General features: G+C 61.6%; 23 protein-coding genes. 20 read left to right on the top strand and 3 right to left on the bottom strand.

Annotated features, from left to right (window positions below):
• Positions 1–2: 2 nt before the first annotated feature.
• The 19 genes from ACIQVE_RS19350 to ACIQVE_RS19440 all read left to right on the top strand — a co-directional run bounded on the left by ACIQVE_RS19350 (position 3) and on the right by ACIQVE_RS19440 (position 17,529).
• Entirely contained in the window at positions 3–257 is a 255-nt protein-coding gene (locus ACIQVE_RS19350; protein WP_402811042.1) for an acyl carrier protein, read from the top strand.
• On the top strand, positions 254–799 hold the full coding sequence (locus ACIQVE_RS19355; protein WP_402811044.1) for a hypothetical protein: 546 nt from the start codon (positions 254–256) through the stop codon (positions 797–799). The genes ACIQVE_RS19350 and ACIQVE_RS19355 overlap by 4 nt, the downstream gene beginning before the upstream one ends.
• A complete protein-coding gene (locus ACIQVE_RS19360; RefSeq protein WP_402811046.1) occupies positions 796–2,475 on the top strand; it encodes an AMP-binding protein in 1,680 nt (559 codons plus the stop codon). The genes ACIQVE_RS19355 and ACIQVE_RS19360 overlap by 4 nt, the downstream gene beginning before the upstream one ends.
• The gene (locus ACIQVE_RS19365; protein ID WP_402811048.1) at positions 2,468–3,202 is read left to right on the top strand and encodes a glycosyltransferase family 2 protein; all 735 of its coding nucleotides are present in this window, start codon (positions 2,468–2,470) and stop codon (positions 3,200–3,202) included. Before ACIQVE_RS19360 ends, ACIQVE_RS19365 begins: the two co-directional genes overlap by 8 nt.
• Positions 3,199–4,146, top strand: coding sequence for a glycosyl transferase (locus ACIQVE_RS19370; protein ID WP_402811050.1), 948 nt, complete (start codon positions 3,199–3,201; stop codon positions 4,144–4,146). Before ACIQVE_RS19365 ends, ACIQVE_RS19370 begins: the two co-directional genes overlap by 4 nt.
• Positions 4,127–5,671: a histidine ammonia-lyase gene (hutH, locus tag ACIQVE_RS19375; protein ID WP_402811052.1), complete on the top strand. Its 1,545-nt coding sequence runs from the start codon at positions 4,127–4,129 to the stop codon at positions 5,669–5,671. The genes ACIQVE_RS19370 and hutH overlap by 20 nt, the downstream gene beginning before the upstream one ends.
• Positions 5,664–6,089, top strand: a complete 426-nt coding sequence (locus ACIQVE_RS19380) for an acyl-CoA thioesterase (RefSeq protein ID WP_402811054.1) — start codon at positions 5,664–5,666, stop codon at positions 6,087–6,089. The genes hutH and ACIQVE_RS19380 overlap by 8 nt, the downstream gene beginning before the upstream one ends.
• A complete protein-coding gene (locus tag ACIQVE_RS19385) occupies positions 6,086–6,688 on the top strand; it encodes an outer membrane lipoprotein carrier protein LolA (RefSeq protein WP_402811056.1) in 603 nt (200 codons plus the stop codon). Before ACIQVE_RS19380 ends, ACIQVE_RS19385 begins: the two co-directional genes overlap by 4 nt.
• Positions 6,672–9,011 carry an MMPL family transporter gene (locus ACIQVE_RS19390; protein ID WP_402811058.1) on the top strand — a complete coding sequence of 780 codons (2,340 nt, stop codon included), beginning with the start codon at positions 6,672–6,674 and terminating at the stop codon, positions 9,009–9,011. The genes ACIQVE_RS19385 and ACIQVE_RS19390 overlap by 17 nt, the downstream gene beginning before the upstream one ends.
• The gene (locus tag ACIQVE_RS19395) at positions 9,008–10,171 is read left to right on the top strand and encodes a sodium:proton antiporter (RefSeq protein ID WP_402811060.1); all 1,164 of its coding nucleotides are present in this window, start codon (positions 9,008–9,010) and stop codon (positions 10,169–10,171) included. The genes ACIQVE_RS19390 and ACIQVE_RS19395 overlap by 4 nt, the downstream gene beginning before the upstream one ends.
• Positions 10,158–11,405, top strand: coding sequence for an NAD(P)/FAD-dependent oxidoreductase (locus ACIQVE_RS19400; RefSeq protein ID WP_402811062.1), 1,248 nt, complete (start codon positions 10,158–10,160; stop codon positions 11,403–11,405). The genes ACIQVE_RS19395 and ACIQVE_RS19400 overlap by 14 nt, the downstream gene beginning before the upstream one ends.
• Positions 11,402–12,127, top strand: coding sequence for a class I SAM-dependent methyltransferase (locus ACIQVE_RS19405; protein WP_402811064.1), 726 nt, complete (start codon positions 11,402–11,404; stop codon positions 12,125–12,127). Before ACIQVE_RS19400 ends, ACIQVE_RS19405 begins: the two co-directional genes overlap by 4 nt.
• On the top strand, positions 12,127–12,720 hold the full coding sequence (locus tag ACIQVE_RS19410; RefSeq protein WP_402811066.1) for a hypothetical protein: 594 nt from the start codon (positions 12,127–12,129) through the stop codon (positions 12,718–12,720). The genes ACIQVE_RS19405 and ACIQVE_RS19410 overlap by 1 nt, the downstream gene beginning before the upstream one ends.
• Positions 12,717–13,913, top strand: a complete 1,197-nt coding sequence (locus ACIQVE_RS19415) for a beta-ketoacyl-[acyl-carrier-protein] synthase family protein (protein WP_402811068.1) — start codon at positions 12,717–12,719, stop codon at positions 13,911–13,913. The genes ACIQVE_RS19410 and ACIQVE_RS19415 overlap by 4 nt, the downstream gene beginning before the upstream one ends.
• Positions 13,910–14,374: a hotdog family protein gene (locus tag ACIQVE_RS19420; RefSeq protein WP_402811070.1), complete on the top strand. Its 465-nt coding sequence runs from the start codon at positions 13,910–13,912 to the stop codon at positions 14,372–14,374. Before ACIQVE_RS19415 ends, ACIQVE_RS19420 begins: the two co-directional genes overlap by 4 nt.
• On the top strand, positions 14,367–15,095 hold the full coding sequence (fabG, locus tag ACIQVE_RS19425) for a 3-oxoacyl-ACP reductase FabG (protein ID WP_402811072.1): 729 nt from the start codon (positions 14,367–14,369) through the stop codon (positions 15,093–15,095). Before ACIQVE_RS19420 ends, fabG begins: the two co-directional genes overlap by 8 nt.
• Positions 15,095–16,330, top strand: coding sequence for a beta-ketoacyl-ACP synthase (locus tag ACIQVE_RS19430; protein WP_402811074.1), 1,236 nt, complete (start codon positions 15,095–15,097; stop codon positions 16,328–16,330). Before fabG ends, ACIQVE_RS19430 begins: the two co-directional genes overlap by 1 nt.
• Positions 16,331–16,350: 20 nt before the next feature.
• Positions 16,351–16,794, top strand: coding sequence for an excinuclease (locus tag ACIQVE_RS19435; RefSeq protein ID WP_402811076.1), 444 nt, complete (start codon positions 16,351–16,353; stop codon positions 16,792–16,794).
• A 297-nt stretch (positions 16,795–17,091) separates the two neighbouring features.
• Positions 17,092–17,529, top strand: a complete 438-nt coding sequence (locus ACIQVE_RS19440; protein ID WP_402811077.1) for an excinuclease — start codon at positions 17,092–17,094, stop codon at positions 17,527–17,529.
• Positions 17,530–17,657: 128 nt separating this feature from the next.
• Here the strand turns inward: ACIQVE_RS19440 and ACIQVE_RS19445 are convergent, their stop codons facing one another.
• Complete coding sequence (locus ACIQVE_RS19445; protein ID WP_402811079.1) at positions 17,658–18,554, bottom strand: LysR substrate-binding domain-containing protein; 897 nt, start codon at positions 18,552–18,554, stop codon at positions 17,658–17,660.
• 118 nt (positions 18,555–18,672) lie between these two features.
• On the opposite strand from ACIQVE_RS19445, the gene ACIQVE_RS19450 reads away from it, so the two are divergent.
• Positions 18,673–19,947 carry an MFS transporter gene (locus tag ACIQVE_RS19450; RefSeq protein WP_402811081.1) on the top strand — a complete coding sequence of 425 codons (1,275 nt, stop codon included), beginning with the start codon at positions 18,673–18,675 and terminating at the stop codon, positions 19,945–19,947.
• 60 nt (positions 19,948–20,007) lie between these two features.
• Here the strand turns inward: ACIQVE_RS19450 and hemE are convergent, their stop codons facing one another.
• Both hemE and ACIQVE_RS19460 read right to left on the bottom strand, forming a co-directional pair.
• The gene (hemE, locus tag ACIQVE_RS19455; RefSeq protein ID WP_402811082.1) at positions 20,008–21,075 is read right to left on the bottom strand and encodes a uroporphyrinogen decarboxylase; all 1,068 of its coding nucleotides are present in this window, start codon (positions 21,073–21,075) and stop codon (positions 20,008–20,010) included.
• Between the two features lie 248 nt (positions 21,076–21,323).
• Positions 21,324–22,709 (bottom strand): FAD-dependent oxidoreductase, encoded by a 1,386-nt coding sequence (locus ACIQVE_RS19460; protein ID WP_402811084.1) that lies wholly within the window; start codon positions 22,707–22,709, stop codon positions 21,324–21,326.
• Between the last annotated feature and the right edge of the window lie 2 nt (positions 22,710–22,711).

Here is a 22,711-nt window from a genome sequence, read left to right on the forward strand (position 1 = left end):
CCATGCAAACTCGTGACGACATTTTCAACACCCTGCGCGATGCCTTGGTCGAGCTCTTCGAACTGGATCCGGCCCGTGTGAGCCTGGACTCCAATCTGTATCAGGATCTGGAGATCGATAGCATCGACGCGGTCGATCTGATCGACCACATCAAGCGCCAGACCGGCAAGAAGATCGCCGCCGAAGAATTCAAATCGGTGCGCACTGTCGGTGACGTGGTCGAGGCGGTCTACCGTCTGGTTCACCCGGCCGCATGAGCCGATTGATCGGCCTCGGCCTGCTGCTGGCCGGTCTGCTGTACCCCTTTGCGGTGTATTTCGGCATGGAGCACTTTGCCCCATGGCAGTTCGGCCTGCTGTTGGGCAGCCTGTGGCTGGCGCGAGCACTGACCGGCGAACGCAAACCCGGCAGTCTGTGGATGGCCTGCGTAGCGATGGTGTTTTGCCTGTTACTGGCGCTGTTCGACAGCCCGCTGTTGCTGCGCTGGTATCCGGTGCTGATCAGCGGCTTCATGCTGGTGCTGTTCAGCCTGAGCCTGAAATACGGCCCGCCGATGGTCGAGCGCCTGGCGCGGCTGCGTGAACCGCAGTTGCCGGCCAACGCAATTGCCTACACGCGCAAGGTCACGGTGGCCTGGAGCGTGTTTTTCTTCTGCAACGGTTTGTGCGCCGCGCTCCTGACCCTGTGGGCGCCGCTGAGTTGGTGGATGTTGTACACCGGCCTGATCTCCTACGGATTGATCGGCCTGATGTTTGCCATTGAATGGCTGATACGACAACGGGTAAGAGGCCGTACATGAACTGGATAAAACTTGAGCAACTGTTGCTCAAGGCGTGGCCGGCGCGGGCGATCAGCCACGCCCCGGCACTCGATCACGCGCACCTGTGCGAACAGGTGTTGAGCGTTGCCGCCGGCCTGCAAGCCCAAGGCGTGCAGCGTTTGGCCGTGCATATGGAAGATGCCGCCGAGCTGGCCATCGCCCTGCTCGGTGCCTGGCGCGCGGGCGTCAGCGTATTGCTGCCCTCGGACTTGCAAGCGCAAACCCGCCAGCGCTGGTCTGGCGAAGTGGATCTGTGGCTGACCGATCAGATCGGCGACAGTCATTTAGCTGACTTCCAGCAGCCGCCACTGCCCGGCGCCGAGCTGGATCTGGATCAGTGCCGCTTGAGCCTGTGCACTTCCGGCTCCAGTGGTGAGCCCAAGCGCATCGACAAGACCCTGCGCCAACTGGCCAATGAGGTCGAAGCACTGGAGCAACTGTGGGGCGCGGATCTCGGTGATGCCTGCATCATCGGGAGCGTTGCCACCCAGCACATCTACGGTTTGCTGTTCCGCGTGTTGTGGCCGCTGTGCGCCGGGCGCTCGTTCGTGCGCAAGCAACTGGCATTCCCTGAAGACATGCAACGCGCCAGCCGCGAGCATCCAGCCTTCGCCTGGGTTGCCAGCCCGGCGCTACTCAAGCGCATGGGCGACAACCTCGACTGGCCGGCCCTGAGCGCCGTACGCCGGGTGTTTTCCTCGGGCGGCGCGTTGCCCGCGGATGCCGCGCAAAGCCTGCATCAACGCCTGTACCAGTGGCCGACGGAAATACTCGGCAGTTCGGAAACCGGAGGTATCGCCTGGCGCCAGGGCGAAATCCTGTGGCAGCCATTCACCGGCGTCGAACTGAGCCAAGACAACGACGGTGCATTGCTGATCGCCTCGCCGTACCTGCCTGTCGGCCAGGTTGAACACACGGCCGATGCTGCGCGCATTGCCGCCGACGGCCGTTTCGAACTACTGGGTCGACTGGACCGAATCGTCAAACTCGAAGAAAAACGCATTTCCTTGCCGATGCTGGAGCAAGCCTTGGTCGCCCACGACTGGGTTGCCGAAGCGCGGCTGGGCGTTGTTCAGGAAAATCGTGCGTCCCTCGGCGCCTTGCTGGTGCTCAGCGAGTCCGGCCTGTTTGCTCTGCGCGAACACGGTCGACGTAGCCTGACCGAAGCCCTGCGCCAGCACTTGAAAGAGCACTGCGAAGCCCTCGCCCTGCCGCGTCGCTGGCGTTTGCTGCGGCAAATGCCGCTCAACAGCCAGGGCAAACTGCCGCAGGCGGATATCGAGGCGCTGCTGCTCGGCCCTCGGCCGAAAGCCCCCGAGGTGCTGGAGCAAACCGAAACGGACGGCGAATGGAGCCTGCAACTAAGCGTGCCGCCGGATCTGGCGTACTTCAGCGGCCACTTCCCCAAAGCCCCCGTGTTGCCCGGCGTGGTGCAGGTGGAATGGGCGCTGAATCTCGGTCGCCAACTGCTGAACCTGCGCGGCCCGTTTGCTGGCATGGAAGTGCTGAAATTCCAGCAACTGGTGCGCCCCGGCGATCAAATCCAGCTGCACCTGCGCTTCGATCCCGAGCGCGGCAAATTGTATTTTGCCTATCGCAATGACATGGCGACCTGCTCCAGTGGCCGGATTCTTCTGGAGACTGGCAATGCATAACCCCTGCGCGGTAATTCCGGTCTACAACCACGAAACCGCGATCACCACCGTGGTCGATGCGCTGCTCGCCCAAGGTCTGCCGTGCCTGCTGGTGGACGACGCCAGCACGCAGTCCTGCGCGCGAGTGCTGGACCTGCTGGCCGAGCGCGCCGACGTGCATCTGGTGCGGCTCACCGTCAATCAAGGCAAGGGCGGCGCGGTGATGACCGGTCTGCGCGAAGCCTCGCGCCTGGGCTTCAGCCACGCACTACAGGTCGACGCCGACGGTCAGCACGATCTGCACGACGTCGCCCGTTTTGTTGAAGAATCCCGCGCACATCCACAAGCATTGATTTGCGGTTATCCGCTGTTCGATGAAAGCGTGCCCAAGGGCCGCTTGTACGCGCGCTACCTGACTCACGTAATGGTCTGGATCAACACATTGTCGCTGCAGATTCGCGATTCGATGTGCGGCTTCCGCGTCTATCCAATGGCACCGACGCTGGCGGTGATCGACTCGGCCAAGGTCGGCAAACGCATGGATTTCGACTCGGACATTCTGGTGCGTCTGGCGTGGCGCAATCAGCCGATGCGCTGGCTGCAAACCAGCGTGCATTACCCGCTGGACGGCGTCTCGCACTTCCGGCTGTTCCATGACAACGCGCTGATTTCAAGCATGCACACGCGGCTGTTCTTTGGCATGTTGCTGCGCTTTCCGCTCATCCTCTGGCGACGGTGGCGGACATGACCTTCGAGACTGACAAAAAGCACTGGGCCGACCGCGAGGAGCGCGGCAGTTTCCTGCTGATGAAATTCACCGCGCTCGCCGCAAAAGTCCTTGGCCGACGCCTTCTGAGCCCATTGCTCTACGGTATCGTCCTGTATTTTTTCCTGTTCGGCCGCACGGCCCGGCGCAGTGCCTGGCAGTATCAGCAGCGCCTGGCCGATTTCAGCCAGCGTGAAGACTTGCGCCCAAGCCATTGGCGGGTGTTCGGCCAGTTCATGGCATTCGCCGATTCGATGCTCGACAAGCTCGACGTGTGGAACGGCAAGCTGCGCATCGAGCAGATCGAAATCATCGACCCGGCCCTGCTGCGCAATCAACTGCGCGGCAGTCGCGGGCAACTGCTGGTCGGCGCGCATCTGGGCAATCTCGAAGTGTGCCGGGCACTGGCGGAAATCGGCGAAAAGGTCACGATGAATGTGCTGGTGCACACCAAGCACGCCGAGCAGTTCAACCGTTTGCTGGGCGAGGCCGGGGCAACCAATCTGCGCCTGATTCAGGTCAGCGAACTCGACCCGGTGATCATGCTCCAACTGCACGAACGCCTGGAGCGCGGCGAGTGGCTGGCGATTGCCGGCGACCGCGTACCGCTGCACGGCGGCCGTAGCGTGACCGTGGATTTTCTCGGCCATCCGGCGCCATTCCCGCAAGGCCCATGGCTGCTGGCGGGCCTGCTCAAGTGCCCGGTCAATCTGCTGATGTGCCTCAAGCAGCCCGACGGCCATTATCGCCTGACCCTCGAGCCCTTCGCCGACGCCGTAGCGTGGAAGCGCAGCGAGCGCGAGCAGGTCATTCATCAGTGGGCCACCCGCTACGCGCAGCGCCTGAGTCACTATTGCCTTGAAGCCCCGCAGCAATGGTTCAACTTTTACCCTTTCTGGAAGACCGATGACGACGCCAACCCATGAGCCGGTAACCTTCGGCGAACGCCCTTTGCGCATCGAAGACGTGCTGGCCCTGGCCAACCGTCAGGCGCCCGTGCAGTTGCAGAGCGACGCTGATTACCGCGAACGCATCGCCAAGGGCGCGCGGTTCCTCGACTCGCTGCTGGACAAGGAAGGCGTGATCTATGGCGTGACCACCGGCTACGGCGATTCCTGCGTGGTCGCGGTGCCGCTGCATCATGTCGAAGCGCTGCCGCGTCATCTCTACACCTTTCACGGTTGCGGATTGGGCAAACTGCTCGACGCTCAGGCTACCCGCGCAGTGCTGGCGGCGCGTTTACAGTCGCTGTGCCACGGTGTGTCCGGGGTGCGGATTGAACTGCTCGAACGCCTGCACGCTTTTCTCGAACACGACATCCTGCCGCTGATTCCCGAAGAGGGTTCGGTTGGCGCCAGTGGCGATCTGACGCCGCTGTCCTACGTCGCGGCGACCCTGTCCGGTGAACGTGAAGTGATGTTCCGTGGCGAACGCCGACAATCCGCCGACGTGCACCGCGAACTCGGCTGGACACCATTGGTACTGCGCCCGAAAGAAGCTCTGGCCCTGATGAATGGCACCGCCGTGATGACCGGCCTCGCATGCCTGGCCTACGCCCGCGCCGATTACCTGCTGCAACTGGCCACGCGGATCACCGCGCTGAACGTCGTGGCGCTGCAAGGCAATCCGGAACACTTCGACGAACGCCTGTTCGCCGCCAAGCCGCATCCGGGGCAGATGCAGGTGGCCGCATGGCTGCGCAAGGATCTGGCAATCGACGCGCCGACCGCGCCGCTGCACCGTTTGCAGGATCGCTACTCGCTGCGCTGCGCCCCGCATGTCCTCGGCGTGTTGGCCGACAGTCTGAACTGGCTGCGCTCGTTCATCGAGATCGAACTCAACAGCGCCAACGACAACCCGATCATCGACGCCGAAGCCGAGCGCGTGCTGCACGGCGGGCACTTCTACGGCGGGCACATCGCCTTCGCCATGGACAGCCTGAAAAATCTCGTGGCCAACGTCGCCGACCTCCTCGACCGTCAGCTCGCATTGTTGGTGGACGAGCGCTACAACCACGGTTTGCCGAGCAATCTGTCCGGCGCCACGGCGGATCGCGCAATGCTCAACCACGGCTTCAAGGCTGTGCAGATCGGCACCAGCGCCTGGACTGCCGAGGCGTTAAAAAACACCATGCCGGCCAGCGTCTTCTCGCGTTCCACCGAGTGCCACAACCAGGACAAGGTGAGCATGGGCACCATCGCCGCCCGTGATGCGATCCGCGTGCTGGAGCTGACCGAACAGGTCGCCGCCGCTACGCTGCTCGCGGCCAATCAAGGCGTGTGGCTGCGCGCTCAGGTCGAAGACGCGCGAGCGCTGCCGCCTGCGCTGGCCGCCATGCACAAAGAACTCGCCAAGGACTTCCCGCCGGTCATCGAAGACCGTGCGCTCGAAGGCGAACTGCGCCTGTGCCTGCAACGCATCGCCGCGCAACACTGGAGGCTGCATGCGTAGCGCCGGAGTACTGCACGCCGACACGGAAATCCTCGTACCGTTCTTCGACGTCGACACCCTGCACGTAGTCTGGCACGGGCATTACGTCAAATACCTCGAAGTGGCCCGCTGTGCGTTGCTGGACAAAATCGGCCACAACTACACGCACATGGTCGAGTCCGGTTACGCGTGGCCAATCATCGACCTGCAACTGCGCTACGTGCGTGGTGCGGTGTTCGGGCAACGGCTGAATGTGCGCGCCAGTCTGGTCGAGTGGGAAAACCGTCTGAAGATCAACTATCTGATCACCGACCTGCAAAGCGGCGAACGCCTGACTCGCGCAAGCTCGGTGCAAGTGGCGGTCCAAGTGAGCAGCCGCGAGATGCAACTGGCTTCGCCAAAAATCTTCACTACTGCCGTGGAAAGGATGCTGCGATGAACCTTTTTTTTAGAAGTCTTGCTGCGCTGGCGCTGCTGGCCGTGGCGTCACTGGCCCACGCCTTCGACCTGCAACAACTGAGCGCGCAACTGGCCAAGCCGGAGGTGATCCACGGCCAGTTCATCCAGGAAAAACACCTGCGCGCCCTGCCCCAGCCGCTGATCAGCAAGGGCAGTTTCGTCCTCGCCAAAAACAGTGGCCTGCTCTGGCTGCTGAAAACCCCGCTGCAACAGGATTACCGCATCAGCGCCAAAGGCATTGCCCGGCGTGACGGCAACGGCTGGCAGTTGCTGCCGAACAAGAGCGCCGGGGCCGAGCAAAACCGTTTGTTCCTCGCCGTGCTGCAAGGTGACAGCAGCGGCCTGCAACGCGACTTTGAACTGGCGCTGAGTGGCGACGCGCAACAGTGGAAACTCACCCTGACCCCGCGTTCGCTGCTGCTCAAGCAAGTGTTCAACCAGATCAATATCGACGGCGGCGAACTGGTGCAAACCATCGAACTGCTGGAAACCCAGGGCGACAGCACCGTGCTGCGTATGCAGGACAGCACCGCCGGCCAACCGTTGAGCGACGCGGAGCAACATGACTTTGCCGAGTGAACGCAAGCTGCCCTGGCTGTTTCTGATCCTGCTGCTGGCGGTCGTCGCGCTGGCCGGCTGGCAGTGGCGCGACGGTGCGCCGCTGTCCGCCAACCTGATGGAACTGGTGCCGGGCACCGACCCGGACGCCCTCGAACTGCGCGCCGAACAACGCATGCAGGAACCGCTCAACCGCGAAATGCTGGTGCTGGTCGGCCACGCCGATCGCCAGCAAGCGGTGGCCATGGCGCAGACACTGGGCGAGCAATGGCTGGCCAGCGGGTTGTTCGAAAAAGTGCAGTGGAACCTTCAAGCAGACCTGCCGGCCCTGCGCACGCAATTGCTGCAAGGGCGACTGGCGATGCTTTCGGCGGATGATCGGCAACTGCTGATCGAACATCCAGACGCCTTCATTCAGCAAAGGGTACAGGCACTGTTCGACCCGTTCAGCGGTTTCAGTCTGGTGCCGAGCCAGGATGACTGGCTGGGCCTGACCGCACGCATCCAGAACAGCCAGCCGCAACACGGCGCGGTGCAACTGGACATCGGCAGCGGTGCATTGGTCGCCGATGCCGACGGCAAGAGCTGGGTGCTGTTGCGCGCACGCACCACCGGTAATGCCTTCGACATGAACCTGCCGCTGCAAGTGGCCGATTTGCTCCAGAACAGTCGTGATCAGGCAGCGAAATCCGACGTGCAGCTTCTGGCCGCCAGCGGTCTGCTGTACGCGGCCAGTGGTCAGCAACAGGCTACTCGCGAGATGACCTGGGTGGGTGGCGGCGCCACAGTCGGAATTCTGCTGTTGTTGCTGCTGCTGTTCCGCCGCTGGCGCGTGTTGCTGGCGTTTGTGCCGGTGCTGGTTGGGATGTTGTTTGGTGCCGTGGCGTGTGTGGCGCTGTTCGGCCATATGCACGTGATGACCTTGGTGCTCGGCTCCAGCCTGATCGGCGTGGCGGTGGATTACCCGCTGCACTATCTGTCGAAGAGCTGGAGTCTGAAACCGTGGCGCAGTTGGCCGGCTTTACGCCTGACTTTGCCCGGGTTGACGCTGAGCCTGATCACCAGCGCCATCGGCTATCTCGCACTGGCGTGGACGCCCTTCCCGGCGCTGACGCAAATCGCCGTTTTCTCTGCCGCCGGGTTGCTTGGCGCCTATCTGTCGGCGGTGTGCCTGCTACCGGCGCTGTTGAAGGACGTCGAACTGCGTCCGGCACAGTGGCCACTGCATCTGGCCGAACGGTTGGTGAACCTGCGGGAAAAATTGCTGGAGCGCATCCGCACGCCGGTGCTGCTGGCACTGTTGATCGCCTTCTGTGTGGGCGGTCTCGTGCAACTGCAAAGCAAAAACGACATCCGCCAGTGGGTCGGTGCGCCGCAGCGTCTGACCGATGAAGCGCAGACCATAGCGCGCATTACCGGGTATCAGCCGACCAGCCAGTTCTTCCTGGTGCGCGCGGCCAACCAGCAGGAACTGCTGGAACGACAAGCGGCGCTGAGCGAACGTCTGGAGCAACTGGTCAACCTCGACAAACTGCAAGGGTATCTGGCGCTCGATCAATTGGTCAGCCCGCCGAGTCAGCAACAGCAAGTGCGCGAAGCGCTGAACAAACTTCCACAGTTCTGGCAGCCGTTGCTCGATCTCGGTGTGCCGGTGGCGGCCCTGCAAAACGAGTTGCAGCAGTTGCAAACATTGCCCTTTGAGGACATCGACGCCGCGTTGATCGGTCCACTCGGCGAGCCCTACCGTACGCTGTGGCTCGGCCCGACCGAAGACGGCGTGGCGGCGATAACCAGTCTGCAAGGGCTGAACAATCCTTCGCTGCTGCGGGTGCAGGCGCTGGATTTACCGGGGGTGGTGCTGGTGGATCGCCTCGGTGAATTGAACAGTGTTTTCGCCGCCACGCAGATCAGTGCGGCGGAACTGAAACTCGCCTCCTGCGTGTTGATCGTGCTGGTGTTGATCCTGCCGTTTGGTCTGGGTGGCGCCCTGCGCATCGTCACGCTGCCGTTGCTGGCAGCGCTGTGCAGCCTGGCCAGCCTCGGCTGGCTCGGCCAGCCGCTGACGCTGTTCAGCCTGTTCGGCCTGCTGCTGGTGACCGCGATCAGCGTCGATTACGCGATTCTCATGCGTGAGCAAGTCGGCGGTGCGGCGGTCAGCCTGCTCGGCACGTTACTAGCGGCAGTGACGACGTGGCTGTCGTTCGGTTTGCTGGCAGTGTCGAGCACGCCCGCAGTGAGCAATTTCGGCTTGTCGGTCAGCCTCGGTCTGGCCTTCAGTTTCATGCTTGCACCGTGGGCCGGGCGTCACCCTCACACCGCAACCGTCGCGGAGCCGGCAGCATGATGATCATCGTATTTTGGCTACTTGCCATTGCCTTGTTCTTTGTCGCAACCCGCGTCGGTCGCCACTTCGGCCTGATCCCGATTGTCAGCCAATTGCTGTTGGCCAGTTTCGGTTTGCCGCTGCTGATGTATTTCTGGATCGAGCCGGGTTGGCAACTCAGCGGCGCCGAACTGATTGCCCCGGCGTGGCTGAAAGACCTCTACAGCCTGAGTTTTGCGCTGTTGCTCGGGCACATCCTCAGCGATGTGATCGACCTGCGTCTGGATCGCCAGAGCGTGAAAATCGCCGTGCCGAGTTTTGCCGTGCCATTCGCCTGTGGTCTGGCGACCGCCTATTGGCTGCTGCCAGCGCAACCGTGGCTCAATTCGTTGGCCATCGGCTTGGTATTCGCCATCACCGCCATTCCGGTGCTGTACCTGTATCTGCGTCACATTGATTACCCACCCGCCGCCACGCGGCGGCTGGTGCAAACCGCGATCCTGATCGACCTGACCTGCTGGACTCTGTTCGGCCTCGCCCAAGGCAGTTTGCACCTGAGCAGCCTGTTGCTGCCGTTGGGGCTGGCGTGCGTGCCTTTATTGCTGCGCCTGTTTGGTGTGCAGCGGCCGCTGACTTACAGCCTCGGATTTTTCGCGTTGTTGGTGCTGGCCGAGCACTACAAACTCAACGCGCTGATTCTCGGCATCGGTTACCTGTTGTGCATGGCCGCGCTGAAAATACCGCTGGTGCTGCCGTTGCCGGCGCGCTGGATGAGCCGTTTGCAGACGTGGATTGCGATCCCGTTGATCCTCACCTTCGGGATCGTGCAGATCGACGTTCACAGTGCCCTCGCCAGCCTCGGCGCGCTGCAATGGGCAGCGCTGCTGCTGATGCCGATTGCCAGTAAACTGCTCGGCAACTGGCTCGGCCTCGGCTGGGCCGGCGCTTCGTTCGAAGGCGCCAGTCGCTGGCGCGAAAGCGTGCTGCTGAACATTCGCGGCCTCAGCGAAATCGTCTTTCTCAACTTGTTGTTGCAGCAACAGCTCATCACCCCGGCGCTGTACTTCGCGCTGATGCTGATGGGCTTGATCGCCACGCTGCTGCCGGCCCTGATCGGCCTGCATCGCGCCCCACTGAATTTGAACAACCCACTGCCCCGGAGCTCACGTGCCAATCGTTGAAATGGAATCCCGTCAGGTCGTGATCATCGGCGCAGGCCCGTCCGGCGCCATCGCCGCCGCCCTGCTCAAGCGCAAGGGCCACGACGTGCTGGTGATCGAGCGCCAGCACTTCCCCAGGTTTTCCATCGGCGAAAGCCTGCTCAGTCATTGCCTGGATTTCGTCGAAGAAGCCGGCATGCTCGACGCCGTCAACGCCGCTGGATTCCAGCGCAAGACCGGCGCCGCGTTTGCCTGGGGTGAGCGCTACAGCGCGTTCGATTTCGGCGACACCTTCACCCATGGCAAGCCGACTACCTTCCAGGTTCAGCGCGCCGACTTCGACAAACTGCTGGCCGATCAAGCAGCGCTGCAAGGCGCAGAGATCCGCTATGGCGATGCCATCGTCAGTGTCGATTTCGACCGGGCAAAACCGCAGTTGGATGTGCACCGCGAAGACGGCAGCGAATATCGCATCGAAGCGGATTTCGTGCTGGATGCCAGCGGTTACGGTCGCGTGCTTTCACGCTTGCTCGATCTTGAAGCACCGTCGAATTTCCCGGTGCGCCAGGCAGTGTTCACCCACGTGGAAGATCACATTGACAACCCGGCCTTCGACCGCGAAAAAATCCTCGTCACCACGCACCCGCAGCATCGCGACATCTGGTTCTGGACCATCCCGTTCAGCAACGGTCGCTGCTCGGTGGGCGTGGTCGCCGCTGCCGAACACTTCAACGGTCGCGATACCGATCTTGACGCCTGCCTGCGCGGGTTCATTGCCGAGACGCCAAGCCTCGCCGGCGTCTTGAACAACGCCGTGTGGGACACCCCGGCGCGCACCCTCGGTGGCTACGCAGCCAACGTCAAAACCCTGCACGGCCCGGGCTTCGCGCTACTCGGCAACGCTGCGGAATTTCTCGACCCGGTGTTCTCCTCCGGCGTGACCATCGCCATGCGTTCGGCGAGCATGGCGGCGGCAGTGCTGCATCGTCAGTTGCAGGGCGAAACAGTGGATTGGCAAAGCGAGTTTGCCGAGCCGCTGAAACGCGGCGTTGACACCTTCCGCTGCTACGTCGAGGGCTGGTACGCCGGCACTTTTCAGGACGTGATTTTCTATGAAGATGGCCAGGCCGACATTCGCCGGATGATCTGCTCGATCCTCGCCGGTTACGCCTGGGATGAACGCAACCCGTTCGTCAGCGAAGCACGTCGACGGTTGAAAATGATTTCCGAACTTTGTGCAAAGGACGACACATGAATTACCTGAGCGACAGCTACGTCGAGGAAACCCGCTTCGGTTTCTGGTTCCTGCGCAGCCACACCTGGCAGCATCACGTGTTGCGCGTGGCGATCAACGATCTGCGTGGGCTGTTCAGCGAAGCACCGCCGGTTAATCCGGTGCTACTCGATGCCGGTTGCGGTCAGGGCAAGTCGTTCGGCCATTTGCGCCAGACCTTTGCACCACAGCGTTTGATCGGCATCGATGCTGATCCGCAAAGCCTAGAATTGAGTGCCGAGGAAGCAGCGCGTCAGGGATTGGAAGTCGAGCTCATTGGCAGCGATTGCGCGACTCTTAACGTGCCGGATGCCAGTGTCGATTTGCTGTTCTGCCACCAGACCTTTCATCATCTGGTCGAACAGGAAAAGGCCCTCACCGAGTTTTATCGGGTACTCAAGCCCGGCGGTTATCTGTTGTTTGCCGAATCCACCGAGGCTTACATTGATACCTGGGTGATTCGCTGGCTGTTCCGCCATCCGATGCACGTGCAGAAGAGTGCGGCGCAGTATCTGGGGATGATTCGCGAGCAGGGTTTCGAGTTCGCCGAGCGCAATGTTTCGTACCCGTATTTGTGGTGGAGCCGGTCGAAGGATTTCGGTTTGCTGGAGCGCTTTGGATTGCTCAAGCCCAAACCGTTCGGGCAGCGGGAAGAGACGTTGGTGAACGTGGTTGCGCGCAAGCCATTGGCAGAGGGTTCCTGATGTTGCGCATGACCTGTGGGAGCGAGCTTGCTCGCGAAAGCGGTGCGCCATGCACCGAAAATTTTGAATGTCAGACCGCATTCGCGAGCAAGCTCGCTCCCACAGGTTCCATTGTGCGACTGATGTTGATGTTCTGCGCTCTGCTGCTCAGTGGTTGCACCACTCAGGCACCGCTACCAACAGGCAACCCAACCCTGCCCCTGCCATTGCAACTGCACATCGAGCGCCAACAAGCCGAGCAACGTCAGGACTGGTTGCTGGTGATCCAGCGTGAAGGTCCCGGCATTCGCTGGTCGATGATGGACCCGCTGGGCATTCCTCAGGCACGTCAGCGACTGATCGACGGGCGCTGGCAGGCCGATGGCTTGCTGCCGCCCAATCCCGAAGCCCGAGAGTTATTCGCCGCGCTGCTGTTCGCCCTGACCCCGTCCGGCGAGCTGCTGCGCAATTACCCCGCCGCGCAGCAACAGGGCGATCAACGCTCCCTGCCGGCGCGCTGGGACATCCGCTATTCACAACCGTTGAGCTTCGAATTGAAACTGCCTCAAGGCCCGCACTACCGCGTTTCGCCCCTCGGTGAACCGACGCCATGACCGCCTACTTGAACGCCCTCGGCGTGATCTGCGCGCTGGGTCGAGACAAGCAAGAAGTCGCGCGCAATCTGTTCGCTGGCGACTGCTCCGGAATGCGTCGCGAATCCGGCTGGGTGCCGGAGCGTGAGTTGCCAGTGGCCGCGGTGCACGGTGAGTTGGCAGCGATTCCACCAGAACTCGCAGAACAGCGCAGCCGCAACAATCAGCTTTTGCTGGAAGCCGCGTTGCAGATCCGCGACGACATCGACCAGGCGATTCAGACCTACGGCCGCGAGCGCATCGGCGTGGTACTCGGCACCAGCACTTCGGGCATCGACGAGGCCAGTCGTGGTCTGGCGCATTTCCTTCGTGAGCAGCAGTTCCCGAGCGAGTATGCCTATGGGCAACAGGAGCTCGGCGCCCCGGCGAATTTCCTTGCCGACTGGCTGCAACTGAGCGGTCCGGCCTACGTGATTTCCACCGCGTGCACTTCCAGCGCACGAGCGCTGATGAGCGCGCAGCGCCTGCTTGATCTGGGCCTCTGCGATGCAGTGCTGTGCGGTGGCGTCGACAGCCTGTGCAAGCTGACCCTCAACGGTTTTTCGTCGCTGGAAGCGGTGTCCGATGAGCGCTGCAATCCGTTCTCGGCCAACCGCAACGGCATCAACATCGGCGAGGCCGCGGTGCTGTTCCTGATGAGCAAGCAACGTAACGACGGCCGGGCCATCGCCCTGCTCGGCGCTGGCGCCAGTTCCGATGCGCACCATATCTCGGCGCCGGAACCGAGCGGACGCGGTGCGCTGCAAGCGATGCAAAAAGCCTTGGGGCGCGCGCAGTTGCAGCCTGCGCAAATCAACTATCTGAACCTGCACGGCACCGCGACCCAACACAACGACGCCATGGAAAGCCTGGCGGTCGCCGCGCTGTTCCCCGACGGCGTCGCCTGCTCGTCGACCAAACCAATGACCGGTCACACGCTCGGTGCTGCCGGCGCGCTGGAAGCGGCGTTCTGCTGGCTGAGCCTGAGCGCTCACAACCCAGGCCACGCGCTACCGCCGCACGTCTGGGACGGCCAGCCCGATCCCGACCTGCCAGCGCTCAAGTGGGTGACCGCAAGTGAACCCCTGACGTCCATTGCACCTCGCTACCTGATGAGCAACTCGTTTGCCTTCGGGGGCAACAACGTCAGCCTGATTATCGGAGACGCCCCATGACCGACTGGCCGCTCGCCGAACTGTTGCCTCACGCAGGCGACATGATCCTGATCGACAAGATCACAAGCTTCGACGATGAACAGATCCATACCTGCCTCACGGTCAAGCCTGACGGCCTGTTCAACCTGCCCGACGGCAGTCTGCCGGCGTGGGTCGGCGTCGAGTTGATGGCACAAAGCGTCGCCGCGTTCGCCGGTTGTCATGCTCGGCGCAAAGGCAATCCGGTGGAACTGGGTTTCCTGCTCGGCACACGCAAGTTCGAGTGCAACGTCGAAGCATTTCCGGCCGGCAGCGAGCTGACCGTCCATGGCATCCGCTCGCTGGAGGATGACAACGGCATGGGTGTGTTCGAATGCCACATCACTGCGCCAGGCATCCAGGCCAGCGCCCGGTTGAACGTGTTCCGCCCGCCCCAGCCGTCCCAATATCTGCAACAGACACAGGAGTCGAACGATGACTGAATCCGTACTGGTCACCGGCTCCAGCCGTGGCATCGGCCGTGCCATTGCCTTGCGTCTGGCGCAGGCTGGGTACGACATCGTCCTGCATTGCCGCAGCGGCGTCGCCGAAGCCCAAGCGGTTCAGGCTGAAATTCAGGCCTTGGGACGCAACGCGCGCATCCTGCAGTTCGATGTTGCCGACCGCGAAGCCTGCAAAAGCATTCTTGAAGCCGACGTTGAGGCCAATGGCGCTTATTACGGCGTGGTGCTCAACGCCGGGCTGACCCGTGACGGTGCTTTTCCTGCGCTGAGCGACGACGATTGGGACGTGGTGCTACGCACCAACCTCGATGGTTTCTACAACGTCCTGCACCCAGTGATGATGCCGATGATCCGCCGCCGCGCCGCCGGTCGGATTGTCTGCATCACATCCGTATCGGGATTGATCGGCAATCGTGGCCAAGTCAACTACAGCGCCTCCAAGGCTGGCGTGATTGGCGCAGCAAAGGCATTGGCGATTGAACTGGGCAAGCGCAAAATCACCGTTAACTGCGTCGCCCCGGGCCTGATCGACACAGCGATGCTCGACGAAAACGTGCCGGTGGAAGAACTGATGAAAATGATCCCCGCGCAACGCATGGGCACCCCTGAAGAGGTCGCCAGTGCGGTGAATTTCCTGATGTCGGCGGAAGCCTCGTACATCACCCGCCAGGTCCTGGCGGTCAACGGAGGCTTGTGCTGATGAAGCGCGTCGTCGTCACCGGCATGGCCGGCATCACCTCGCTGGGCAGTGACTGGCAGACCATCGCCGGCAACTTCGCGGCCAACCGCAGCGGCATCCGCCGGATGGACGAGTGGGATCGCTTCAGCGAACTCAACACGCGTCTCGCCGGCCCTATCGATGATTTCGTCGTCCAGGCGCACTGGACCCGCAAGCAGTTGCGCAGCATGGGCCGGGTTTCGCGTCTGGCGGTCGGGGCGGCGGAAAAAGCCCTGGCCGACGCCGGCCTGCTCGGCGATGAATCGATCAAGGACGGGCGCATGGGCGTGGCCTGCGGGTCGTCCACCGGCAGCACCGACGAGATCAAGGCGTTCGGCAACATGCTGCTCAACTCGGTGGCCGAGGGCCTCAACGCCAACTCCTACGTGCGGATGATGCCGCACACCACTGCGGCGAATATCAGCATCTTCTTCGGCCTCACCGGCCGTTTGATTCCAACCTCCAGCGCCTGCACCAGCGGCAGCCAGGGCATCGGCTACGCGTATGAAGCGATCAAGTTCGGGCGCCTGCCGCTGATGCTCGCCGGCGGCGCCGAAGAACTCTGCCCGACCGAAGCGATGGTTTTCGACGCGCTCTACGCCACCAGCCTGAAAAACGACGCGCCACAGACCAGCCCGCGCCCTTACGACAAAGGCCGCGATGGTCTGGTGATCGGTGAAGGCGGCGGCATTCTGGTGCTCGAAGAGCTGGAACACGCCCTCGCGCGCGGTGCACATATCCACGCCGAGATCGTCGGTTTCGGCAGCAACGCCGACGGCCAGCACACCACCCGCCCCGAACAAACCACCATGCGCCGCGCGATGGAACTGGCGCTGGAAGACGCCGGACTGACGCCGGATGCCATCGGTTACGTCAATGGTCACGGCACCGCTACCGAACAGGGTGACATTGCCGAAACACAGGCGACCAGCAGCTTGTTCGGCGAACGCATGCCGATCAGCTCGCAGAAGAGTTTCCTCGGCCACACGCTCGGGGCCTGCGGAGCGCTGGAGTCGTGGTTCAGCATCGAAATGCTCAACCGCGACCTGTACGTGCACACGTTCAACCTCGATGAGGTCGATCCGCACTGCGGCAAGCTCGATTACCTGCGCGGTGAATTCCGCCAGATGAGCAACGAATACGTGATGAACAACAATTTCGCTTTTGGTGGCGTCAACACCTCGTTGATTTTCCGCCGCTGGCCGCAACCGAATTAATCCAGGTCAAGGAGACCTCCATGCACTTCAAGAAACTCGCTGCCGCCGCCCTTCTGCTCTGCGTCCTGCCGGCGGTGAGCCAGGCCCGTGACACGGCGGTTTACCTGCCGTTCGACAAAGCCGTCGCCGAAGCGACCCGCTCCGGTAAAATCGATGGCAGCGTGAAGTTCTACCTGGCCGGCAACACCCCTGCCGGCAAGGTCACCGTACTCAGCTCCGGCGCCGTGACCAACAAGAAAACCAACGCCTTCAACAAGTCCGACCAGGTCGCCTGCGAGTGGGTCGTGCAATCGGCCATCATCAGCCTGCACCAGGCCGCGAAGAGCGCCGGCGCCAACGCGGTGACCAACATCGTCAGCTTCTACAAGAGCAACGAGCGCAAGGACCCGCAAACCTACGAATGCCACGCCGGCGCGATCATGGCGGGCGTTGCGTTGAAGGGAGATCTGGCGAAGGTTCAGTAAACGCCAGAAACGACAAAGGGCGTCTTTCGGCGCCTTTTTACAGACAGGTTGGCTTGTACAAGTTGTAGCCCTTCATGCAACCACTTCAAGTGCGCCAGTCTGTAGCGGGGGAGTCACTTAGGGCCACTTCGTGCCCCAGCGGGAGCAAGCTCCCTCGCCACAAAAGAGCTGTTCAGCGCCTTCTTCACTTTCAGCATCTACACTCGATCAAGCAGGCCAACGCACCACACCTGCAAGAACGGCGAGCCCCCATCGATCAAACACTCGCGGTTCTCTTTCATCGTCAAGGAGATGACCATGCAAGTGAAAGCCCTGATCGCCGCCGTCCTTTTCAGCCTGCTGCCCAGTGCCAGCCATGCGACCAATCTGATGTACATGCCATTCGAAACAGTGTTGTCGCAGGCAATTCGCGCCGGGCGACTGGATGGCAGCGTTATGTTTTATCTGGTTGGCAATGGGCCGCAGGGAACTCAACAGTTGCTAAAGCGGGGAGTGGTCAGTGATCTGAGCACCAACGGCTTCAACAAGAGTGATCAGTTCTCGTGCGAGTGGGTGTTGCAGTCGAACCTGATCAAGTTGCAGGCCGAGGCCAAGCGGGTCGGGGCGAACGCAGTGACCAATATCGTCAGTTATTACGACCAGCATGTGCGCAAGGATTTGAATACGTATGAGTGTCGAGCGGGGATTTTTGTCACGCGGGTGGCGTTGAAGGGGGATTTGGTGCGGTTGCCTTGAGAAGTTTGGGGTTGAACGGACGTCATCGCTGGCAAGCCAGCTCCCACAGGGTTGTGGGTGTACACAGAGAATGTGAACAACACTGAAACCTGTGGGAGCTGGCTTGCCAGCGATTGACGGCGTAGCCGTCAGGCTTCTTCGACCTTACGTGTGAGCAGTTCGACAAACGCCTTGGCCATCGGCGATTTCTGATCCTTGCGCTGCACCAGCCACACGGCCGACACCGCTTCAGGATCGAGCAATGGCCGGTAGACCACGCCGTCGATGCGCATTCGCTGGTAGGACGCCGGCAATACCGACACCCCCAACCCCGCCGCCACCAGACCGATGATGGTCATGGCCTCACCGGCCTCTTGGGCGAAATGCGGGCTGAAACCGGAATCGCGCGCAAGGCTGAGCAATTGTGCGTAGAGGCCACTGCCGTAGCTGCGCGGGAAGAACACGAAAGGCTCCAGCGCCAGCGCCGAAAGAAACAAGCCATCCTCGCTGCCCTGCGTCAACGGATGCTTGGAACCGAGCACCGCCACCAACGGTTCTCGCATCAGCTCGACCACGCTCAACGAATCCGGCAAACCCAGCGGGCGCATGATGCCGACTTCAATTGATTCGTCGACCAGCGCTTCAGCGACTTGGGTGCTGCTCATCTCGCGCAAATTCAAATGCACTGCCGGGAAACGCTGACGAAATGAAAAGATCGCCTGCGGAATGGTCGAGTTGAACGGTGCCGACGAGGTGAAGCCGATCTTCAACTCACCGAGTTCGCCGAGTTGCGCGCGGCGGGCGACATCCGCCGCTTTATCGACCTGCGCCAGCACCAGCCGCGCCTCTTCCAAAAACAATCTGCCGGCCTCACTCAGCTCGACACGACGATTGGTCCGTTCGAACAGGCGTGCGCCGACCTCTCGTTCCAGCGCCTGAATCTGCTGGCTCAGCGGTGGCTGGGAGATGCCCAGCACCTGTGCGGCGCGGCCGAAATGCAGTTCTTCGGCGACGGCGATGAAGTAGCGCAGGTGACGCAATTCCATGGAAACCCCATTAGGTCGTTAAAGCTATCAAACAGGTCGAACAATATATTGGATAGAAACATTAGCCAGCTATATGATTTTTTCATTGCCTGCCTGGCCGTGCCCTCCGAGGTCTGAAGTGAAAACTGCTGTCGCGCCCTTAGCCCATGAAGTCCCGCCTGCTGCTGCGGACGATGTCGTCGCCGAGCTGCAAGAGATCTACATCGAAAAAGGCACGCCGATGTTCATGCGCACGGTGCTGGCGCTGTTCAGCGGCGGGTTCGCGACGTTTGCGCTGCTGTATTGCGTGCAGCCGATGATGCCGCTGCTGTCTCACGAATACGGGATCAACGCGGCCCAGAGCAGCCTGATTCTGTCGGTGGCCACCGGCATGCTCGCCATTGGTTTGCTGATCACCGGGCCGATTTCCGACCGGGTCGGGCGTAAACCGGTGATGGTTGCCGCACTCTTCGCGGCCGCGCTGTGCACCATGGCCAGTGCGATGATGCCGAGCTGGCACGGCGTGCTGATCATGCGCGCGCTGATCGGTTTGTCGTTGAGTGGTCTGGCGGCGGTGGCAATGACCTATCTGAGCGAAGAGATTCATCCGCAGCACATCGGCCTGGCGATGGGTTTGTACATCGGCGGCAACGCGATTGGCGGGATGAGCGGGCGCTTGATCACTGGCGTATTGATCGACTTCGTCAGCTGGCACACCGCGATGCTGGTAATCGGTGGTCTGGCGATGATTGCAGCAGCGGTGTTCTGGAAGATCCTCCCCGAGTCGCGCAACTTCCGTTCACGCTCACTGCATCCGCGCAGCTTGCTCGACGGCTTCACCATGCACTTTCGCGACGCCGGTCTGCCGCTGTTGTTTCTTGAGGCGTTCGTGCTGATGGGTGCGTTCGTCACGCTGTTCAACTACATCGGCTATCGCTTGCTGGCCGCGCCGTACAACCTTGATCAAGTGTTCGTCGGCTTGCTGTCGGTGGTGTACCTGTCGGGTATCTACAGCTCGGCGAAAATCGGCTCGCTGGCGGACCAACTGGGCCGGCGCAAGGTGTTGTGGGCGACCATTGCGCTGATGTTCGTCGGCCTCGCGCTGACAATGTTCACGTCGCTGCTGCTGGTGATCGTCGGCATGTTGATTTTCACTTTTGGCTTCTTCGCCGCGCACTCGGTGGCGAGCAGCTGGATCGGCCGTCGGGCGATCAAAGCCAAAGGCCAGGCGTCGTCGTTGTACCTGTTCAGCTACTACGCCGGGTCGAGCATTGCCGGGACGGCGGGCGGGGTGTTCTGGCATTTGGGTGGGTGGAACGGGATTGGGCTGTTTATCGGTGCGCTGTTGCTGGTGGCACTGTTGGTGGCGTTGAAACTGGCGAAGTTGCCGCCACTGGGCGGCGTGAAGGCCTGACACTCCTACATCAAAAACAAAAACGCCCGGCAATGCCGGGCGTTTTCTATTGCGTGTCGATCACTCGTGATACTGCGCCGACAACTCATGCACAGCGCGCAGGAAAGCGCCAGCGTGTTCCGGGTCGACTTCCGGAGTGATGCCGTGGCCGAGGTTGAACACGTGGCCGCTGCCCTTGCCGTAGCTGGCCAGAATGCGCCCGACTTCGGTGCGGATGGCTTCCGGTTTGGCGTAAAGCACGGTCGGGTCCATGTTGCCTTGCAGGGCAACCTTGTCACCAACACGAGCGCGGGCGTTGCCGATGTCGCAGGTCCAGTCCAGGCCCAGTGCGTCGGCGCCGGCCTCGGCGATGCTTTCCAGCCATAGGCCGCCGTTCTTGGTGAACAGGATCACCGGCACCTTGCGACCGTCATTTTCGCGGATCAGGCCGCTGACGATTTTCTTCATGTAGGCCAGGGAGAATTCCTGATACGCCGCCGCCGACAGGTTTCCGCCCCATGTATCGAAAATCTGCACCGCTTGCGCGCCGGCCATGATCTGGCCATTGAGGTACGAGATCACCGACTGCGCCAGTTTATCCAGCAGCAGGTGCATGGCTTGCGGGTTGTCGTAGAGCATGGCTTTGGTCTTGCGGAAGTCTTTCGACGAGCCGCCTTCAACCATGTAGGTCGCCAAAGTCCACGGGCTGCCGGAGAAGCCGATCAGCGGCACACGGCCGTTCAGTTCGCGACGGATGGTGCTGACCGCATCCATCACATAGCCGAGGTCTTTGTGCGGATCCGGAATCGGCAGAGCTTCGATGTCGGCCATCGTGCTGACGACTTTCTTGAAGCGTGGGCCTTCACCGGTCTCGAAGTACAGGCCTTGGCCCATGGCATCGGGGATGGTGAGGATGTCGGAGAACAGGATCGCCGCGTCCAGTTGTGGATAGCGGTCGAGCGGTTGCATGGTGACTTCGCAAGCGAACTCCGGATTCATGCACAGGCTCATGAAGTCACCGGCGTGGGCACGGCTGGCACGGTATTCCGGCAGATAGCGGCCGGCCTGACGCATCATCCACACGGGGGTAACGTCTACAGGTTGCTTGAGCAGGGCGCGCAGGAAACGGTCGTTCTTCAGGGCAGTCATGTCGGCATCCGGAAAAAAAGTGCGGGCATTTTCTCAGAGCGCGAGGCAAAAGGCACGGATGCAGGTCAGCCTTTTGTCTATCGGGTCAATTTATTGCTTTGGAACACTAACTTTGTAACACCACAAAACACTGTGGGAGCTGGCTTGCCAGCGATGCAGACACCTCGGTGTATCCAGATAAACCGAGGTGATGCTATCGCTGGCAAGCCAGCTCCCACAGGTATTGTGGTGCAGTTTCGAACCGGGGTTTAGACGCCCAGGTAATCGAGGATCCCTTCAGCCGCATTGCGGCCTTCGAAGATTGCCGTCACCACAAGATCCGAACCGCGCACCATATCGCCACCCGCAAAGATCTTCGGGTTACTGGTCTGGTGCTTGTACTGACCTTGCTCAGGCGCAACAACACGGCCCTGGCTATCAGTCTGAATCTCGAACTGCTCGAACCACGGCGACGGGCTTGGACGGAAACCAAAGGCGATAACCACGGCATCGGCCGGGATGATCTCTTCGGAGCCCGGGATCGGCTCGGGGCTGCGACGGCCACGGGCGTCCGGTTCGCCGAGACGGGTCTCGACCACCTTTACGCCTTCGACCTTGTCTTCGCCGACGATCGCAATTGGCTGGCGGTTGTAGAGGAATCTCACGCCTTCTTCCTTGGCGTTTTTCACCTCTTTGCGCGAGCCGGGCATGTTGGCTTCGTCACGACGATAAGCACAGGTCACCGACTTGGCGCCCTGGCGGATCGAGGTGCGGTTGCAGTCCATCGCCGTGTCACCACCACCGAGCACCACAACCTTTTTGCCTTTCATGTCGACGAAATCTTCCGGCGACTTTTCAAAGCCCAGGTTGCGGTTGACGTTGGCGATCAGGAAGTCCAGCGCGTCATAAACGCCCGGCAGGTCCTCACCGGCAAAACCGCCCTTCATGTAGGTGTAAGTGCCCATGCCCATGAACACCGCATCGTATTCGGCGAGCAGTTGCTCCATGGTCACGTCTTTGCCGACTTCGGTATTGAGGCGGAACTCGATGCCCATGCCGGTGAAGACTTCGCGACGATTGCTCAGCACGCTCTTTTCCAGCTTGAACTCGGGGATGCCGAAGGTCAGCAGACCGCCAATTTCCGGGTACTTGTCGAACACTACCGGGGTCACGCCGCCGCGCACCAGCACGTCGGCACAACCCAGGCCCGCTGGGCCAGCACCGATGATCGCGACACGTTTGCCGGTCGGTTTGACCTTGGACATGTCCGGGCGCCAGCCCATGGCGAAGGCGGTGTCGGTGATGTACTTCTCGACCGAACCGATGGTCACCGCGCCGAAACCGTCGTTGAGGGTGCAGGCACCCTCGCACAGACGATCCTGTGGGCACACCCGCCCGCACACTTCCGGCAGGGTGTTGGTCTGGTGCGACAGTTCGGCGGCCTGAAGGATGTTGCCCTCGGCCACCAGCTTCAGCCAGTTGGGAATGAAGTTGTGCACCGGGCACTTCCATTCGCAATACGGGTTGCCGCACCCCAGGCCGCGGTGGGCCTGGTCGGCCGACTGCTGGGGTTTGAACGGGTCGTAGATCTCGACGAACTCTTTCTTGCGTGGACGCCACAGTTTCTTCTTCGGCTCTTTGCGCCCGACCTCGATGA

This window comes from Pseudomonas sp. NPDC098747, from assembly GCF_044760045.1.
Classification (GTDB): domain Bacteria; phylum Pseudomonadota; class Gammaproteobacteria; order Pseudomonadales; family Pseudomonadaceae; genus Aquipseudomonas.